The sequence below is a fragment of the Kitasatospora sp. NPDC004531 genome, from assembly GCF_053602195.1.
Window position 1 is genome coordinate 1 of sequence record NZ_JBSGDD010000127.1, and the last position, 16,256, is coordinate 16,256.

At 73.6% G+C, this 16,256-nt stretch carries 9 protein-coding genes; 6 read left to right on the forward strand and 3 right to left on the reverse strand.

All coding sequences use genetic code 11. The features are described from left to right. Positions 1 to 114: 114 nt before the first annotated feature. Positions 115 to 987 (reverse strand): 3-methyl-2-oxobutanoate hydroxymethyltransferase, encoded by an 873-nt coding sequence (panB, locus tag ACWEMJ_RS31365; protein WP_452140516.1) that lies wholly within the window; start codon positions 985 to 987, stop codon positions 115 to 117. Between the two features lie 195 nt (positions 988 to 1,182). Between panB and ACWEMJ_RS31370 the strand changes: the two genes are divergently transcribed. The 3 genes from ACWEMJ_RS31370 to ACWEMJ_RS31380 all read left to right on the forward strand — a co-directional run bounded on the left by ACWEMJ_RS31370 (position 1,183) and on the right by ACWEMJ_RS31380 (position 4,609). Further along, entirely contained in the window at positions 1,183 to 2,787 is a 1,605-nt protein-coding gene (locus tag ACWEMJ_RS31370; protein ID WP_452140517.1) for an MFS transporter, read from the forward strand. A 23-nt stretch (positions 2,788 to 2,810) separates the two neighbouring features. After that, positions 2,811 to 3,452, forward strand: a complete 642-nt coding sequence (locus ACWEMJ_RS31375; protein WP_452140518.1) for a TetR/AcrR family transcriptional regulator — start codon at positions 2,811 to 2,813, stop codon at positions 3,450 to 3,452. Between the two features lie 155 nt (positions 3,453 to 3,607). Further along, positions 3,608 to 4,609, forward strand: coding sequence for an endonuclease/exonuclease/phosphatase family protein (locus ACWEMJ_RS31380; RefSeq protein WP_452140519.1), 1,002 nt, complete (start codon positions 3,608 to 3,610; stop codon positions 4,607 to 4,609). Between the two features lie 802 nt (positions 4,610 to 5,411). On the opposite strand, the gene ACWEMJ_RS31385 is transcribed toward ACWEMJ_RS31380, so the two are convergent. Together ACWEMJ_RS31385 and ACWEMJ_RS31390 are read right to left on the reverse strand one after the other, a co-directional pair. Beyond that, a complete protein-coding gene (locus tag ACWEMJ_RS31385) occupies positions 5,412 to 6,191 on the reverse strand; it encodes a putative protein N(5)-glutamine methyltransferase (RefSeq protein ID WP_452140520.1) in 780 nt (259 codons plus the stop codon). A 171-nt stretch (positions 6,192 to 6,362) separates the two neighbouring features. Continuing rightward, positions 6,363 to 8,108 carry an NAD+ synthase gene (locus tag ACWEMJ_RS31390; protein WP_452140521.1) on the reverse strand — a complete coding sequence of 582 codons (1,746 nt, stop codon included), beginning with the start codon at positions 8,106 to 8,108 and terminating at the stop codon, positions 6,363 to 6,365. A 235-nt stretch (positions 8,109 to 8,343) separates the two neighbouring features. On the opposite strand from ACWEMJ_RS31390, the gene ACWEMJ_RS31395 reads away from it, so the two are divergent. The 3 genes from ACWEMJ_RS31395 (at position 8,344) to ACWEMJ_RS31405 (ending at position 16,148) form a co-directional block, all read left to right on the forward strand. After that, the gene (locus ACWEMJ_RS31395) at positions 8,344 to 9,705 is read left to right on the forward strand and encodes a glutamine synthetase family protein (RefSeq protein WP_452140522.1); all 1,362 of its coding nucleotides are present in this window, start codon (positions 8,344 to 8,346) and stop codon (positions 9,703 to 9,705) included. Between the two features lie 125 nt (positions 9,706 to 9,830). Further along, positions 9,831 to 13,019 carry a tetratricopeptide repeat protein gene (locus ACWEMJ_RS31400; RefSeq protein ID WP_452140523.1) on the forward strand — a complete coding sequence of 1,063 codons (3,189 nt, stop codon included), beginning with the start codon at positions 9,831 to 9,833 and terminating at the stop codon, positions 13,017 to 13,019. Between the two features lie 75 nt (positions 13,020 to 13,094). After that, the gene (locus ACWEMJ_RS31405; protein ID WP_452140524.1) at positions 13,095 to 16,148 is read left to right on the forward strand and encodes a bifunctional [glutamine synthetase] adenylyltransferase/[glutamine synthetase]-adenylyl-L-tyrosine phosphorylase; all 3,054 of its coding nucleotides are present in this window, start codon (positions 13,095 to 13,097) and stop codon (positions 16,146 to 16,148) included. Positions 16,149 to 16,256: the final 108 nt, after the last annotated feature.

The window sequence follows — 16,256 nt, forward strand, 5'->3', positions numbered from 1 at the left end:
CGCGACGCAGGACAATGACCTGCACGTGATCGCGACCTTGCGGACGTGACTTGCGCTTGTCGCGCAGTTCCCCGCGCCCCTGTCGGTGCGCTCCCTGTCTTCGCGCCCGCCCCCCTACTGGAAGCTGTGCTCCGGGCCGGGGAAGGTGCCTTCGCGGACGTCCGAGGCGAACTCCGTCGCGGCCTGTGCCAGCGTCGCGCGCAGGTTGGCGTACTGCTTGACGAACTTGGGGACGCGGCCGGCCGTCATGCCGGCGAAGTCGGTCCAGACCAGGACCTGGGCGTCGGTGCCGGGGCCGCCGCCGATGCCGACGGTGGGGATCGCGGAGTGGGTGGTGACCTCGGCGGCGAGTTCCGCGGGGACGGCTTCGAGGACGACGGCGAACGCGCCGGCCTGCTGGACGGCCTTCGCGTCGCGCAGCAGCTGGTGGGCGGCCTCGTCGCCGCGGCCCTGGACGGGGTAGCCGCCGTAGGCGTGCACGGACTGGGGGGTGAGGCCGATGTGGGCCATGACGGGGATGCCGGCCTCGACGAGGAGTTCGATGGTGCGGGCGCTGCGCTCGCCGCCTTCGAGCTTGACGGCGTGGACGCCGGCCTCCTTCATCAGGCGGGCCGCGTTGTGCATGGCCTGGGCGGGGGACTCCTGGTAGGAGCCGAACGGCAGGTCGGCGACGATCAGCGAGCGCTGGGTGCCGCGGACGACGGCGGCGGAGAGCATCACCATCTGGTCCATGGTCACCGGCACGGTGGTCTCGTAGCCGAGGTGGCAGTTGCCCGCGGAGTCGCCGACCAGCAGCACCGGGATGCCGGCTTCGTCGAACACGCCCGCGGTGAGCGCGTCGTAGGCGGTGAGCATGGCCCAGCGTTCGCCGTTGCGCTTGGCCTTGGCCAGGTCGCGGACGGTCACGCGGCGGTTGGTCACGCCGCCGTAGAGGGTGTTGGCGGGCGCGTCCTGCGTCTGGGCAGGCTGAAGCGGAGAGGCGTTCATCGAACAGACTCCTGGTGTGTGTCGTCTCGTGGCGCCGTGCGGCGTCCCCGGATCTGGCTCCATGCTTGCACGCAACGGGCCGTCAGCAAAGGGGCGGAAGGCCTTGGGGGTTCTTGGGGAGCTCTTTGCCGTTCGTTGTCCGTACCGTTACGATACGAGACGGGTCCGTATCGAAAAGCGGGCTAGTCTGTTCGTATGACCTCGCCGACCGCGCCGCCCCAGGCACCCCGGGTGCCCGAAGCCGTACACCGCCGACGCTGGTGGATCCTGGGCACCCTGGTGCTCGCCCTGCTCGTCGTCGTGCTCGACAACTCGATCCTCAACGTGGCGATGAAGACCATCGCCACCCCCGCCCCGGTGGGCCTCGGCGCGAGCCAGAGCGACCTGGAGTGGTCGATCAACTCGTACACCCTGGTCTTCGCGGGCCTGCTGTTCACCGCCGGCCTGCTCGGCGACCGGTTCGGCCGCAAGTGGATGCTGCTGGCCGGCATGGTGGTCTTCGGCATCGGCTCGCTGCTGTCCGCGATATCCGCCAGCCCGGGCGAACTCATCGGCTACCGCGCCGTGATGGGCGTCGGCGCCGCGTTCGTGATGCCGGCCACGCTGGCCATCATCATGAACGTCTTCGAGCGGCACGAGCAGCCCAAGGCGATCGGCATCTGGGCCGGCGCGGTGGGCCTGGCGATCGCCATCGGCCCGATCACCGGCGGCCTGCTGATCGAGCACTTCTGGTGGGGCTCGGTGTTCCTGGTGAACGTCCCGATCGTGGTGGTGGCGCTCGGCCTGATGGCCTGGCTGGTCCCGGACTCCAAGGACCCCAACCCGGGCAAGCTCGACCCCGCCGGCGTGCTGCTGTCCGTGATCGGCCTGGTCGCGCTGATCTACGGCATCATCAAGGGCGGCGAACTCGCCGACTTCACCGCCCCCGAGGCCTGGGCGCCGATCCTGGTCGGCCTGCTCGGACTGGCCGCGTTCGTGCTGTTCGAGAAGCGCACCAGCCACCCCGCGCTGGACGTCACCTGGTTCCGCAACAAGGTGTTCTCCGCGTCCATCGGCGTGGTCGGCATCGTGTTCTTCGCGCTGATGGGCGTCTCGTTCTTCGGCGTCTTCTACATCCAGAGCGTGCGCGGCTACAGCGCCCTGCAGGCCGGTGAGCTGATGCTGCCGCTGGCCGTCGCCCAGCTGATCTTCTCGCCCCGGGCCCGCCTGGTGGTGGACCGGATCGGCGTCCGGCTGACCTGCGCCGGCGGCATGCTGCTGGTCACCGTGGGCTTCCTCGGCTACGTGTTCCTGACCGCGACCAGCCCGATCTGGGTGCTGATCGTGCTCGGCTTCGTGATGGGCACCGGCATGGCGCACGTGATGCCGCCGGTGACGGTCGCCATCATGGGCGCGCTGCCGCGCGAGAAGGCCGGCGCGGGCTCCGCGCTGAACAACACCTTCCGCCAGGTCGGCGGCTCGCTGGGCATCGCGGTGCTGGGCGCGCTGCTGTCCACCGTGTACCGCAACGGCCTGGAGGACCACCTCGGCGCCGTGCCGGAGCAGTACCGCGAGCGGGCCGGCGAGTCGATCGAGTCCACCCTGGGCGCGGCCGAGCGGCTCCACCTGCAGGAACTGGTCGACCCGGCCAAGGACGCGTTCATCCAGGCCATGCACGTGGTCTCCGGCGTCTCGGCGGCCGTCACCGTGCTCGGCGCGGTGCTCGCCATGGCGCTGCTGCCCGGCAAGCCCGCCGCCCCCGGCGCCCCCGCCGGCGTGCCGGGCCGGGCGGACTCCGACGCGAGCCCCGCCAAGGTCTGAACGCGAAGGTGGAGAATAGGGCCATGACAAGCGCCGACACTCCGCTCATGCCGTGCCACGGCCCCGCCGCGGAGCAGGACGCTCCCCGGCGGGGCCGTCCGCGCAGCGAGGCCGCCGAGCAGGCGATCTACGGCGCCGTCGAGAAGCTGATGGAGGACGGCGTCGGCCTGGCCGAGCTGTCCATCGAGCGGATCGCCGCCGAGGCCGGCGTCGGCAAGGCCACCATCTACCGGCGCTGGCCCAACAAGGAGGCCCTGCTGGTGGACGTGGTCGACCGGCTGGAGGAACCGATCCCCCCGCTGACCGGCCCCACCTGCCGGGACGACCTGATCGGCGCCGTCGACTACATGCGCCGGCGCGGCCTGGTCAAGCGCTCCCGGTGGATCATCAAGTCCGCGCTGGGGCAGATGAACGCCTGGCCCGAGCTCAAGCAGGCGTACCACGAACGGGTGGTCCGACCGCGCCGCGAGCTGATCCGCGGGATCGTCCGGCGCGGCGTCGAGGCCGGCGAGCTCCGCTCCGACCTCGACGTCGAACTGCTCTGCGAGATGCTGATCGGCCCGATCCTGCTGCGCACCGTCCTGTGGGACGACGCGCCGCTCGAAGACCCCGACCTGCCCCGCCTGATGATCGACACCGCGCTCGAAGGCCTCGCCGCCCGCTAGCTCCGTCGCCCGTTCGAGGGAACTCTTCGCACGCTTGGTCGCGTCCCTCCCGTCATAGGCTGAGCCGAGAAATCGGATCGGGGCAGGTCGGAAGGGTCGGACGGGTCGGCGGGACAGCCGGCGGGGCCGACGGAGCACGGCGGCAAGGAGCGGGCATGGTGCGGGCGGACGGCCCGACGACGGCGGCGGACGAACAGGAGCCGACGCCCCGGCGCGCGCGGCTGCGGCGGTGGTTCGACTGGCGCAGAGGCTGGCCGCTCACCCTGCTCGGCGTGCTCGTCACCCTGCTGCTGGTCGCGCACGCGCAGGTGCCGAACGCCGTCGGCAACCTGGGCAGCCTGCTGGAGACCTTCCTGCCCTGGCTGGGCGTCGCCGTCCCGGTGCTGCTGGCGCTCGCCCTGTGGCGGCGCTCCGGCGTCGCCGTGGTGGCCGCGCTGCTGCCCGCCGCGGTGTGGCTCAACCTGTTCGGCGCGCTGCTGGTCGACAAGAGCAGCGGGCCCGGCGACTTCACCGTGCTCAGCCACAACGTGGCCGCCGCCAACGAGGACCCGCAGGGCACCATCCGGATGCTCACCGGCTCCGGCGCGCAGATCGTCGCCCTGCAGGAACTCTCCGCCGCCGCCGCCCCCGTGTACGAGGCCGGGCTCAAGCAGGCCTTCCCGTACCACGCCGTCGAGGGCACCGTCGGCCTGTGGTCCAGCTACCCGATCGACGGCGTCTCCGTGGTCGACATCAAGATGGGCTGGACGCGCGCCTTCCGCGCCGAGGTCACCACCCCCAAGGGCCCGCTCGCCGTGTACGTCGCCCACCTGCCGTCGGTCCGGGTCAAGTTCGACAGCGGGTTCACGGCGGGGCGGCGCGACGTCAGCGCGCAGGCCCTCGGCGACGCCATCGAGCACGAACCGCTGCGCAAGGTGCTGCTGCTCGGCGACCTCAACGGCACCATGAACGACCGCAGCCTCGCCCCGATCACCTCCCAACTGCGCTCCGCCCAGGGCGCGGCCGGCGACGGCTTCGGCTTCTCCTGGCCGGCGTCCTTCCCGATGGCCCGGATCGACCAGATCCTCAGCAAGGGCGGACTCGTCCCCACCGACTCCCGCACGCTGCCGGCGGACGCCAGCGATCATCTGGCGGTGACGGCGGCCTACCGCTACTGACCTGCGGTCGGCTTCCGGCAGACGCGGTGGGCCGGCCGGCGGTCGGCGGCGTGCGGTGGGGTGGTGGCCGGGTGACCTGCGGTCGGCCTGCGCGTTGCGCCGCATTGACCTGCGGTCGCCTGCTGCGCGTTGCGTGGCTTTGACCTGCGGCGGCTTCCAGTAGGCGCGGTAGGTGCGGTGCGTCGGGGGAGACCTGCGGTCGGCGGCCGCGCGTTGCGCCGTATTGACCTGCGGTCGGCCTGCGACGGGGTGCGGTGGGTTGGCGGGGCGGGGGGGGGTGACCTGCGGTCGGCCGGAGCTGCGCTGCTGTGACCTGCGGTCGGCCGCGACGGGGTGCGGTCGCCTGCTGCGCGTTGCGTGGCTTTGACCTGCGGCGGCTTCCGGCAGGTGCGGCAGGTGCGGTGCGTCGGGGGAGACCTGCGGTCGGCGGCCGCGCGTTGCGCCGTATTGACCTGCGGTCGGCCGGCGACGGGGGTGCGGTGGGTGACCTGCGGTCGGCCGGAGCTGCGCTGCTTTGACCTGCGGTCGGCCTGTGACGGGGGGCGGTCGCCTGCTGCGCGTTGCGTGGCTTTGACCTGCGGCGGCTTCCGGCAGGTGCGGTGCCTCGGGGGAGACCTGCGGTCGGCGCGGTCGTGGCGGCTCCGGGATGGTGGGCGGGGGTGGTGACCGGTGGTCGGCTGCGGCGCGGATCGCTACTGACCTGCTGGTCCGCTCGCGGGGGTGGGGTCGGTGACCTGCGGTCGGCTTTCGGTGGGGTGGGGCGGGCGGCACTCCCGAGCCACCTGCCCCGTTCCGTCTGTCGCTAGTGGTGGCCGATGACCACGGTGGCGTCGCGGGTCTTGTCCTGTTCGACCTGGGCGGTCAGGCCCTTGGCGGTGAGGAGGGCGGCGGTGGCCGGGGCCTGGCGGGTGCTGGTTTCGATGAGCAGGTGGCCGCCGGGGGCCAGCCAGTGGGGGGCGGCGGCCGCGACGCGGCGTTGGACGGCGAGGCCGTCGGCGCCGCCGTCGAGGGCGGTCGGGGGCTCGTGGTCGCGGGCCTCGGGCGGCAGCAGCGCGATCTCGTCGGTGGGTACGTACGGGGCGTTGGCGACCAGCAGGTCGACGCGGCCGCGCAGGCCGGCGGGCAGGGGCGCGTCCAGGTCGCCGAGGTGGACCGCCGCGCCGGGGTGGCCGGCCAGGTTGCGGCGGGCGCAGGCGACCGCGGCGGGGTCCACGTCCGCGGCGTGCAGTTCGATGCCGTCGAGCCGGGCGGCCAGCGCCGCGCCGATCGCGCCGGAGCCGCAGCACAGGTCGAGGACCACCGCGCCGGGTGCGCCCAGCGCGGCGGCCCGTTCGACCAGGAACTCGCTGCGCCGGCGCGGCACGAACACGCCCGGCGCGAGCGCGATGCGCAGCCCCGCGAACTCGGCGAAGCCCACCACCTGCTCCAACGGGTGCCCGGCGCACCGGAGTTCGAGCATCTCGGTGAGCCGGTCGGGGCAGTCGGCGGCGGTCAGCAGCAGCCGGGCCTCGTCCTCGGCGAAGACGCAGCCGGCCGCCCGCAGGCGGTCGACCAGGCGGGAAGGGGAAAGGGGGAACGACACGGAGACCTCTCGGAAAGCCTTGCGGGCTCCCGTCCGGTCAGATCGCGATCCGACGGCGGGGGAGCACCTCGACAACCTGCACGGTGATCTCTCCCACCTCCTCCGGTCGGCGCGCCGGTCGTACCCCGGCGCGTATCGCGGCGCTCACCCTAGCCCCTGCCGTCCGCCGTGTCAGCCCTGTCGCCAGCGGTTGGTGATGGGCAGCCGGCGGTCGCGGCCGAAGTTCTTCGGCGAGACCTTCGGGCCCGGCGGGTACTGCCGGCGCTTGTACTCGGCGGTGTCGACCAGCCGCACCACGCGGTCCACCACCTCGGCGGGGTAGCCCTCGGCGACGATCGCGTCGCGCCCCTGGTCGCCCTCCACGTAGCGGTCGAGGACGGCGTCCAGCAGGTCGTAGTCCGGCAGCGAGTCGGTGTCGACCTGGTCGGGGCGCAGCTCGGCGGACGGCGGCTTGCTGATGGTGTTCTCCGGGATCGGCGGCACCTCGCCGCGCGCGGTGGCCTGCGCGTTGCGCCAGCGGGCCAGCCGGAAGATCAGCGACTTGTAGACGTCCTTGATCGGGCCGTAGGCGCCGACCGAGTCGCCGTACAACGTCGAGTAGCCGACCGCGAGTTCGCTCTTGTTGCCGGGCGCGAGGACGATCTGCCCCTCCTGGTTGGAGATCGCCATCAGCAGCGTGCCGCGCAGCCGGGACTGCAGGTTCTCCTCCGCCAGGCCGGTCAGCTCGGTGGCCCCCATGTAGGCGTCGAACATCGGGGCGATCGGGACGGTGCGGAAGTGCAGGCCGGTGCGGCGGGCCAGTTCGGCCGCGTCGTCCCGGGAGTGCTGGGAGGAGTAGCGCGAGGGCATCGAGACGCCGTACACGTTCTCCGCGCCGATCGCGTCCACCGCGATCGCCGCGACCAGCGCCGAGTCGATGCCGCCGGACAGGCCGATCAGCACCGAGCGCATGCCGTTCTTGCGGACGTACGCCCGGGTGCCCTCGACCAGTGCCGCGTACACCTCGGCCTCGTCGTCCAGGCGCTCGCCGATGCCGGGCAGCAGCGGTTCGGCGGGGGCGGGCTTCGGTTCGCCGCCGAGGTCGACGCGGGTCAGCCGCAGGCCGTCGGCGAGCACCGTGCCGTCGGGCAGGGCGGACTCGGCGGCGGCCGGCAGGTCGAGGTCCATGACCAGCAGGGTCTCCTCGAACTGCGGTCCGCGGGCGAGGAGTTCGCCGTCCGCGTCGACCACCAGCGAGTCGCCGTCGAAGACCAGCTCGTCCTGCGCGCCGACCATGTTCAGGTACACCAGCGGGCAGCCGGCCTCGGTGGCGCGGCGCTTGACCAGCTCCAGCCGGACGTCGTCCTTGTCGCGCTCGTACGGGGAGCCGTTGACCACCAGCAGCAGGCCCGCGCCGGCCTGGCCGGTGGCGGTGACCCGGCCGCCCTCCTGCCAGATGTCCTCGCAGATGGCCAGCGCGACGTCCACGCCGTGCAGGCGGAGCACCGTCAGCTGGTCGCCGGGGACGAAGTAGCGGTACTCGTCGAACACGCCGTAGTTCGGCAGGAAGTGCTTCGCGAACCGGGTGACCACCTCGCCGCCGCGCAGCACCGCCGCGCAGTTCTGCGGCCTGCCCGCGTACTTGGTGCCCGGTTCGGCCCGGCCGAGGTAGCCGACCACCACCGGGGTGTCGCCCAGGCCCTCGGCCTGCAGCTTGGCGGCCAGGTCGACCAGCGCGGCGCGGGAGCCCTCCACGAAGGAGCTGCGGAACGCCAGGTCCTCGACCGGGTAGCCGGTCAGCGCCATCTCCGGGAACGCGATCAGGTCGGCGCCGGACTCGGCGGCCCGCTTCGACCAGCGCAGCACCTCCTCGCTGTTGCGGGCGAGGTCACCGACCCAGGGGTCGATCTGGCACAGGGCGAGACGCAGATTCGGCATGCCCACGAGTGTAATCGTCTAACTGACGTTATGTCGCGAGGGGTGGCCCTGGGGGCCCCTGCCGGGTCGGCAAGGAGGTAGGGATCGGACATGATGGGTGGCGGCGCGTTCGGCGCGGTGTGCGGCGGGTGCGGCGCGCGGCGTGCGGCGCTGCGGATCCGGCGCGCGGCGCACGGGTCGTGCGGGACGCGCAGGGCGTAACACGGGCGTAAAGAGCAGAGGTGAGACTGTCCCCATGGGCAAGCAGCAGGAGTTCGTGCTTCGCGCACTCGAAGAGCGTGACATCCGGTTCGTCCGGCTGTGGTTCACCGACGTCCTCGGGTTCCTCAAGTCGGTGGCGGTCGCCCCCGCGGAACTGGAGCAGGCCTTCGACGAGGGCATCGGCTTCGACGGCTCCGCGATCGAGGGCTTCGCCCGGGTGTACGAGTCCGACATGATCGCCAAGCCGGACCCCACCACGTTCCAGATACTGCCGTGGCGTTCCGAGAACCCCGGCACCGCCCGGATGTTCTGCGACATCCTGATGCCCGACGGCTCGCCGTCCTACGCCGACCCGCGCTACGTCCTCAAGCGCACCCTGGAGAAGGCCTCCGACCAGGGGTTCACCTTCTACACCCACCCCGAGATCGAGTTCTTCCTGCTCAAGGACCTCCCCGGCGACGGCACCCCGCCCACCCCCGCCGACCAGTCCGGCTACTTCGACCACACCCCGCGCGGCATCGGCCACGACTTCCGCCGCCAGGCCATCACGATGCTTGAATCCATGGGCATCTCGGTCGAGTTCAGCCACCACGAGGGCGCCCCCGGCCAGCAGGAGATCGACCTCCGCTACGCCGACGCGCTCTCCACCGCGGACAACATCATGACCTTCCGCCTGGTCATGAAGGAGGTCGCGCTCGAACAGGGCGTCCACGCCAGCTTCATGCCCAAGCCGTTCTCCGACTTCCCCGGCTCCGGCATGCACACCCACGTCTCGCTGTTCGAGGGCGACCGCAACGCCTTCCACGAGTCCGGCGCCGAGTACCAGCTCTCCAAGGTCGGCCGCTCCTTCATCGCCGGCCTGCTCAAGTACGCCGCCGAGACCGCCGCCGTCACCAACCAGTGGGTCAACTCCTACAAGCGCATCTGGGGCGGCTCCCAGCGCACCGCCGGCGCCGGCGGCGAAGCGCCCTCCTACATCTGCTGGGGCCACAACAACCGCTCCGCCCTGATCCGCGTGCCCATGTACAAGCCGGGCAAGCAGGGTTCCACCCGGATCGAGGTCCGCTCCCTCGACACCGGCTGCAACCCGTACCTCGCCTACGCCGTCACCCTCGCCGCCGGCCTCAAGGGCATCGAGGACAACCTCGAACTCCCCCCGGGCGCCGACGACGACGTCTGGGCCCTCACCGACGCCGAACGCCGCGCCCTCGGCATCCAGCCCATGCCGCAGAACCTCGGCGAGGCGATCGACCTCATGCAGCGCAGCGAACTCGTCGCCGAGACGCTGGGCGAGCACGTCTTCGACTTCTTCCTCCGCAACAAGCGGCAGGAGTGGGAGGAGTACCGCTCCGAGGTCACCCCGTTCGAGCTGCGCAAGAACCTCCAGGTGCTGTAGGCGGGTGCGCGTTCCGGCCCCCGGTTCGGCAGCGAAGGGCTGCTGGGCCGGGGGTTCTGCTTGCTAGGCTGCCGCGCCTGGGGGTGGGGCGGGATGCTGGTGGTGGAGTGCGGCGGGGCGATGCGGTGAGCGGCGCGCGCGGGCCTTCGCGGCAGGAGCTGATCCGGCGTCGGCGGCGGAGCGGGTTCGTCGGGCGGCGGAGTGAACTGGCCGCGTTCACCGAGGTGTTGAGGTGCGCGCCGGAGGAGGCGGCGCACTTCCTGTTCCATGTGCACGGGCCCGGCGGGGTGGGGAAGTCCACGCTGGTGCGGCAGATGGAGACGGCGGCGCGGGAGGCGCAGGCCGTCACCGGGTACGTGGACGAGTCGGTGGCCGATCCCGTCGAGGCGATGGCGTCGTTGGCCGGGCAGTTCGGGCAGCAGGGCGCGCCGATGAAGGCGCTGGAGCGGCTGCTGAACACCTATCAGCAGCGGCGGCACGAGGCGGATGCCGGGATGGTGGACGGCGGCTCCGGGCCGTCGGCGGGCAGCGTGATCGCGTCCCGGGTCGGCCTGGTCGGGCTGGGGATGATCCCCGGGGTGGGGGCGTTCACCGGCGCCCTGGACGCCAATCAAGTGGCCGCCGGGGCCGAGCAGTTGAAGGGCATGCTGAGCGCGCGGTTCCGCAGCCACGAGGACGTGCAGCTGGTGCTGTCGCCCGTCCAGGTGCTGGCGCCGGTGTTCCTGCAGGAGCTGGCGGAGATCGCGCAGCGGCGCAGCTGGGTGGTGCTGCTCTTCGACACCTACGAGCGCACCGGGCCGATGCTCGACGGCTGGCTGCGGGACGTGCTGCTCAGCGACCGCTACGGCGAGCTGCCCGCGAACGTGCTGGTGGTGCTGGCCGGGCAGGGGCGGCTGGACGCGCAGATCTGGGGCGACTGGCTGGACCTGGTCGCCGACCTGCCGCTGGACGTCTTCACCGAGACCGAGGCGCGGCAGCTGCTGGCGGCCAAGGGCGTGACGGACGAGCACGTCATCGAGGTGGTGCTCCGGCTGACCGGGCGGCTGCCGCTGCTGGTCTCCACTCTCGCCGAGTCGCGTCCGGGCGGGGCGGCCGAGGTCGGCGATCCGAGCGGGACGGCCGTCGAGCGGTTCCTGAAGTGGGAGCCCCGGCCCGAACGGCGGGCGGCCGCGCTGGCGTGCGCGCTGCCGCAGGAGCTGGACGAGGACGTGTACCGGGCGGCCGTCGAGGACGAGCAGGCCCGGGAGCTGTTCGGCTGGCTGCGGTCGATGCCGTTCGTGATCGACCGGTCGGGCCGCTGCCACTACCACGAGGTGGTGCGGACGGCGATGCTGCGGCTGCAGCGGCAGCAGTCGCCGGCCCGGTGGCGCCGGCAGCACGAGCGGCTGGCCGGGGCGTTCGCCGAGTGGCGGTCCCAACTGGGCTGTGACGCCCTGGAGTCGAGTGAGCGTTGGCGGGACGAGCGGTGGTCCGGCCACCGCCTCCAGGAGACCTACCACCGCCTGTGCGCCGACCCCGACCGGGCGCTGCCGCTCGCCCTGCGCGAACTGCTGGACGCCTGGGGCCACAGCACCGCGACGCTCCGCCGCTGGGTCCAGATGCTCGCCCGCGCCGGCCAGGACACGGACGCGAGCGGGCTCCGGGAGTGGGCCGGGCGGCTGGTCGCGGCGATGGCCGAGCCGGAGCCCGGGATCGCCGCGACGACGCTGCTGCTGTCCGGCCAGACCCTCGACCGCCCCGGCCGGGCCCTGGCGCACCGGCTGCGCGGCATCGGCCACCACGGGAAGGGCCGGTACGAGCAGGCGCTGGCGGACTTCGACCGGGCGGTGGAGCTCGACCCCGACCGCCCGGAGGCGCTGCACAGCCGCGCGCGCTCACTGATCGCGGCGGAGCGGTACGAGCAGGCGCTGGCCGACCTCGACCGGGCCGTCGAGCTGGCCCCGGACTTCGCCGCGGCCTTCGCCACCCGCGGGGACACCAAGCGGTTGGCGGGGCGCGCGCAGCAGGCGCTGGCCGACCTGGACCGGGCCGTCGAGCTCGATCCCGGCCGCCGCTGGGCCCTGGGCTCCCGCGGCCGCACCTACCAGGACCTGGGGCGGCACGAGGAGGCGGTGGCGGACTTCGGCCGGGCGGTGGAGCTCGATCCCACGTACGCCTGGGCCCTCGGTTCCCGGGCCGAGTCCTACCGGGCGCTCGGGCGGCACGCGGAGGCGCTGGCGGACTTCGGCCGGGCGGTGGAGCTCGACCCCGAGTACGTCTGGGCCCTGGGCTCGCGCGGCCGGATGCACTGGGAGCTGGGTCGGCACGCGGAGGCCTTGGCGGACTTCGACCGGGCGGTCGAGGTCGATCCCCGGTACGTCTGGGCCATCACCTCGCGCGGCCGGATGCACTGGGAGCTGGGTCGGCACGAGCAGGCGCTGGCCGATTTCGACCGGGCGGTCGAGGTCGATCCCCGGTACGTCTGGGCCATCACCTCGCGCGGCCGGATGCACCAGGACCTGGGGCGGTACGAGGAGGCGATGGCCGACTTCGACCGGGCCGTCGAAGCCGACCCCCGGGACATCTGGGCGCTGGCCTCCCGCGGCGACGCGTACCGCAGGTCGGGGCGGCACGCGGAGGCGATGGCCGACTTCGACCGGGCCGTCGAGCTCGACCCGCAGGCCCACCCGGTGCTGGTGCTGCGCGCCCTGGGCCACCGGCGGGCGGGGTGCTACCGGGCGGCCCTGGCCGATCTCGACCGCGCCGTCGGGCTCGCGCCGCACTCGGCGTCGGCCCACCTGTCGCGGGCCGGGGTCCGACGGCTGCTGGGGCACTACCGGGAGGCGTTGGCCGACTACTGCCGGGCCGTGGAGCTCGACCCGGACGGCGCGGCCCAGCTGCTCGCGCACCGCGGGCTGGCGTACCGCCTGCTGGGCCGCCACGCCGAGGCGCTGGCCGATCTCGACGCCGCGCTCGCGGCCGATCCCGAGGACGGCTGGTGCCACTACGAGCGGGCGGTGGTCCTGCACGTGCTCGGCCACCCGGACCGGGACGCCTCCCTCGGCCGGGCGCTCGAACTGGTCGGCCGGGGCCGGCGCATCCCCGACCTGGGCAACCTGGTGCTCGCCCGCACCCTGGCGCCCGCCCCGGCCGAGGCCGCCCGAGCCCTGGACTCGTTCCTGGCGACCGACCCGCCCGTCGGGCAGGTCGCCGAACTGCACATCGAACTCACCACCCTGGTCCGGGCCGTCCCGTCCGTCGCCGAGCACGCGGCCGCCCTCCAGCAGCGGCTGTGGGACGCCCTGCCGGCGGAGGTCCGGGCGGCGCTCCGCTGACGGGACGGGGGACGGTGCGTCACGGACGGCGCTCCGGGGCGCGGTGAACGTACGCTTCGGGGACGGGCGAGACCCATGGGAGGCGGAGCGGTGGAGGAGCGGGCCGGGAGCCGGGTCAGCCGGCTGGAGACCCGACTGGTGCGGCGGGGGTTCTCCGACCCGGACCAGGCGGTGCGGCTGTTGGACGAGCCGGCGTTGCAGGGGCTGGCGGCGGACCCGGTGGTGCTGGACGCGCTCGGCGGGGCCGCGGACCCGGACCAGGCGCTGTTCGGGCTGGCGCGGCTGCTGGAGGCGCTGGACCCGCACGAGCGGCACACCCTGCGCGACACCCTGGCGACCTCGAAGCCGCTGCGGGACCGGCTGCTCGGGGTGCTGGGCGCCTCCGCCGCGCTCGGCGACCACCTGGCCCGGCACCCGCGGGACTGGCACGCCCTGGTCAGCTTCGAGCTGCGCGACATCCACCCCGGGCGGGGCGACTTCCTCGGCGAACTGGCCCGTCGCGTGCAGCCGGGCGACGGCGAACAGGACGCGCTGCGGGCCGCGTACCGGCGGTGCCTGCTGACGATCGCGGCACGCGACCTGTCGGGCACCACGGACCTGCCGCAGACGGCCGCCGAACTGGCCGACCTGGCGGGAGCCACCCTGCAGACGGCGCTGGACCTGGCCGCCGCGAAGGACCCGGAGGCCGCCGCGGCCTGCCGGCTGGCGGTGATCGGGATGGGCAAGTGCGGGGGACGGGAGCTCAACTACGTCTCCGACGTGGACGTGATCTTCGTCGCGGAGCCGCGCGACGGCGTGGACGAGCAGCAGGCCATGCAGTCCGCGACGCGGCTGGCCGCGCAGCTGATGCGGCTGTGCTCCGACACCACCGGCGAGGGCGTGATCTGGCCGGTGGACGCCAACCTGCGCCCCGAGGGCCGCAACGGCCCGCTGGTGCGGACCCTGGCCAGCCACCTCGCGTACTACCGGCGGTGGGCCAAGACCTGGGAGTTCCAGGCCCTGCTGAAGGCCCGCCCGGTCGCCGGCGACGCCGAGCTCGGGCAGGCGTACACCGACGCCGTCGCCCCGCTGGTGTGGGAGGCCGCCGCGCGCGAGCACTTCGTGGCCGACGTGCAGCAGATGCGCCGCCGGGTGGTGGACGCCATCCCGGCGGGCGAGCTGGAGCGCCAGCTGAAACTCGGCCCGGGCGGCCTGCGCGACGTCGAGTTCGCCGTCCAGCTGCTGCAACTCGTGCACGGCCGGACGGACGAGAGCCTGCGCGGCGGCAACACCCTGGAAGCGCTCGCCGCACTGTCCGCCGGCGGCTACGTGGGCCGCGCCGACGCCGCCTCGCTGGACGGCGCGTACCGCTTCCTGCGCACCCTCGAACACCGCATCCAGCTGCACCGGCTGCGCCGCACCCACCTGATGCCCACCGACCCCGCCGACCTGCGGCGACTGGCCCGCAGCATGGCCCCGCTGATCAACGGCGACACCCGCGACGACCCGGTCGCCGCGCTGCAACGGGAGTGGAAGCGGCACGCCGTCGAGGTCCGCCGGCTGCACGAGCGGCTGTTCTACCGCCCGCTGCTGGACGCCGTCGCCGAACTGCCGGTCGCCGAGCTGCGCGTCACCCGCACGGGTGAAGCCGGGCTCACCGCCGAGGCCGCCCGGCAGCGCCTCGCCGCGCTCGGCTACGCCGACCCGGCCGCCGCGCTGCGGCACATCTCCGCGCTCGCCTCCGGCGTCAGCCGCAAGGCCGCGATCCAGCGCACCCTGCTGCCGGTGCTGCTCGGCTGGTTCGCCGACTCCGCCGACCCGGACGCCGGGCTGCTCAACTTCCGGCAGGTCTCCGACGCCCTCGGCGGCACCCCCTGGTACCTGCGGCTGCTGCGCGACGAGGGCGCCGCCGCGGAACAGCTCGCCCGGGTGCTGTCGGCGGGCCGCCTCGCCCCCGACCTGCTGCTGCGCGCGCCCGAGGCGGTCGCCATACTGGGCGACTCCACCGGCCTGGCGCCGCGCGGCCGGGCCGCGCTCGAAGCGGAGGTCCTCGCGGCGGTCGGCCGCGCGAACGGCCCCGCCGCCGCAGTGGCCGCGGCCCGGGCGGTGCGCCGCCGCGAACTGTTCCGCACCGCCGCCGCCGACCTGCTCGGACGCTTCGACGAGGACCCCGCACGCGCCCTGGACGCCGCCGGCGAGGCCCTCACCTCCCTCACCGCCGCCACCCTCCAGGGCGCGCTGCGCGCCGCCGCCGACGGATGGGAGGCCCGCCACGGCGAACTGCCCACCCGGATCGCGATCATCGGCATGGGACGCTTCGGCGGCCACGAACTCGGCTACGGCTCCGACGCGGACGTGCTGTTCGTCCACGAGCCGCGACTGGGCGTCCTGGACTCGGACGCGGCGGACGCGGCGAAGGCCGTGATCGGCGAGCTCCGGACGCTGCTCGCCGCCCCCTCGGTCGAACCGCCGCTGGAGGTCGACGCGGACCTGCGCCCCGAGGGCCGCAACGGGCCGCTGGTGCGGACCCTCGCCTCGTACGCCGGGTACTACGCGCGCTGGTCGCACGCCTGGGAGAGCCAGGCGCTGCTGCGGGCCGAACCGATGGCCGGCGACCTCGAACTCGGGGCGCGGTTCCGGGAGCTGATCGACCCGCTCAGGTATCCGGGGGCGGGCGTCTCCGAACGCGACCTGCTGGAGATCCGGCGGATCAAGGCCCGGATCGAGACGGAACGGCTCCCGCGAGGGGCCGACGCCACCACCCACACCAAGATCGGCCGGGGCGGCCTGGCGGACGTCGAGTGGACGGTGCAACTGCTGCAGCTCCAGCACGGGCACGAGGTGCCGGGGCTGCGGACCACCAGGACGCGGGCGGCGCTGGCGGCCGCGACGGCGGCCGGGCTGGTGGACCGGGAGGACGCGGAGGTGCTGGACGCCGCCTGGGTACTGGCCTCCCGGGTGCGGGCGGCGGTGATACTGGTGCGCGGACGGGCGGGGGACAGCTTCCCGGGCGACGCGAGGGAACTGGCGGGGGTGGCGCGATACCTGGGCTACGGGGTCGGGCACTCGGGGGAGCTGGTGGACGACTACCGGCGGGTGACACGACGGGCCCGGCGCGCGGTCGAGCGGCTCTTCTACGGAGCAGAGTGAGCAATCAGGGGCGCGGGGAACTGCGCGAAGGGGAACGCACCCCGTCCGCAAGATCGCGACGCAGGACAATGACCTGCACTTGATCGCGACCTTGCGGACGTGGTTGGC

What these genes read in the sequence shown, in the direction of transcription:
- ACWEMJ_RS31380 (WP_452140519.1), top strand. Translation starts at nt 3,608, where the DNA reads ATGGTGCGGGCGGACGGCCCGACGACGGCGGCGGACGAACAGGAGCCG.
- ACWEMJ_RS31375 (WP_452140518.1), top strand. Translation starts at nt 2,811, where the DNA reads ATGACAAGCGCCGACACTCCGCTCATGCCGTGCCACGGCCCCGCCGCG.
- ACWEMJ_RS31405 (WP_452140524.1), top strand. Translation starts at nt 13,095, where the DNA reads ATGGGAGGCGGAGCGGTGGAGGAGCGGGCCGGGAGCCGGGTCAGCCGG.
- ACWEMJ_RS31390 (WP_452140521.1), bottom strand. Translation starts at nt 8,108, where the DNA reads ATGCCGAATCTGCGTCTCGCCCTGTGCCAGATCGACCCCTGGGTCGGT.
- panB (WP_452140516.1), bottom strand. Translation starts at nt 987, where the DNA reads ATGAACGCCTCTCCGCTTCAGCCTGCCCAGACGCAGGACGCGCCCGCC.
- ACWEMJ_RS31370 (WP_452140517.1), top strand. Translation starts at nt 1,183, where the DNA reads ATGACCTCGCCGACCGCGCCGCCCCAGGCACCCCGGGTGCCCGAAGCC.
- ACWEMJ_RS31395 (WP_452140522.1), top strand. Translation starts at nt 8,344, where the DNA reads ATGGGCAAGCAGCAGGAGTTCGTGCTTCGCGCACTCGAAGAGCGTGAC.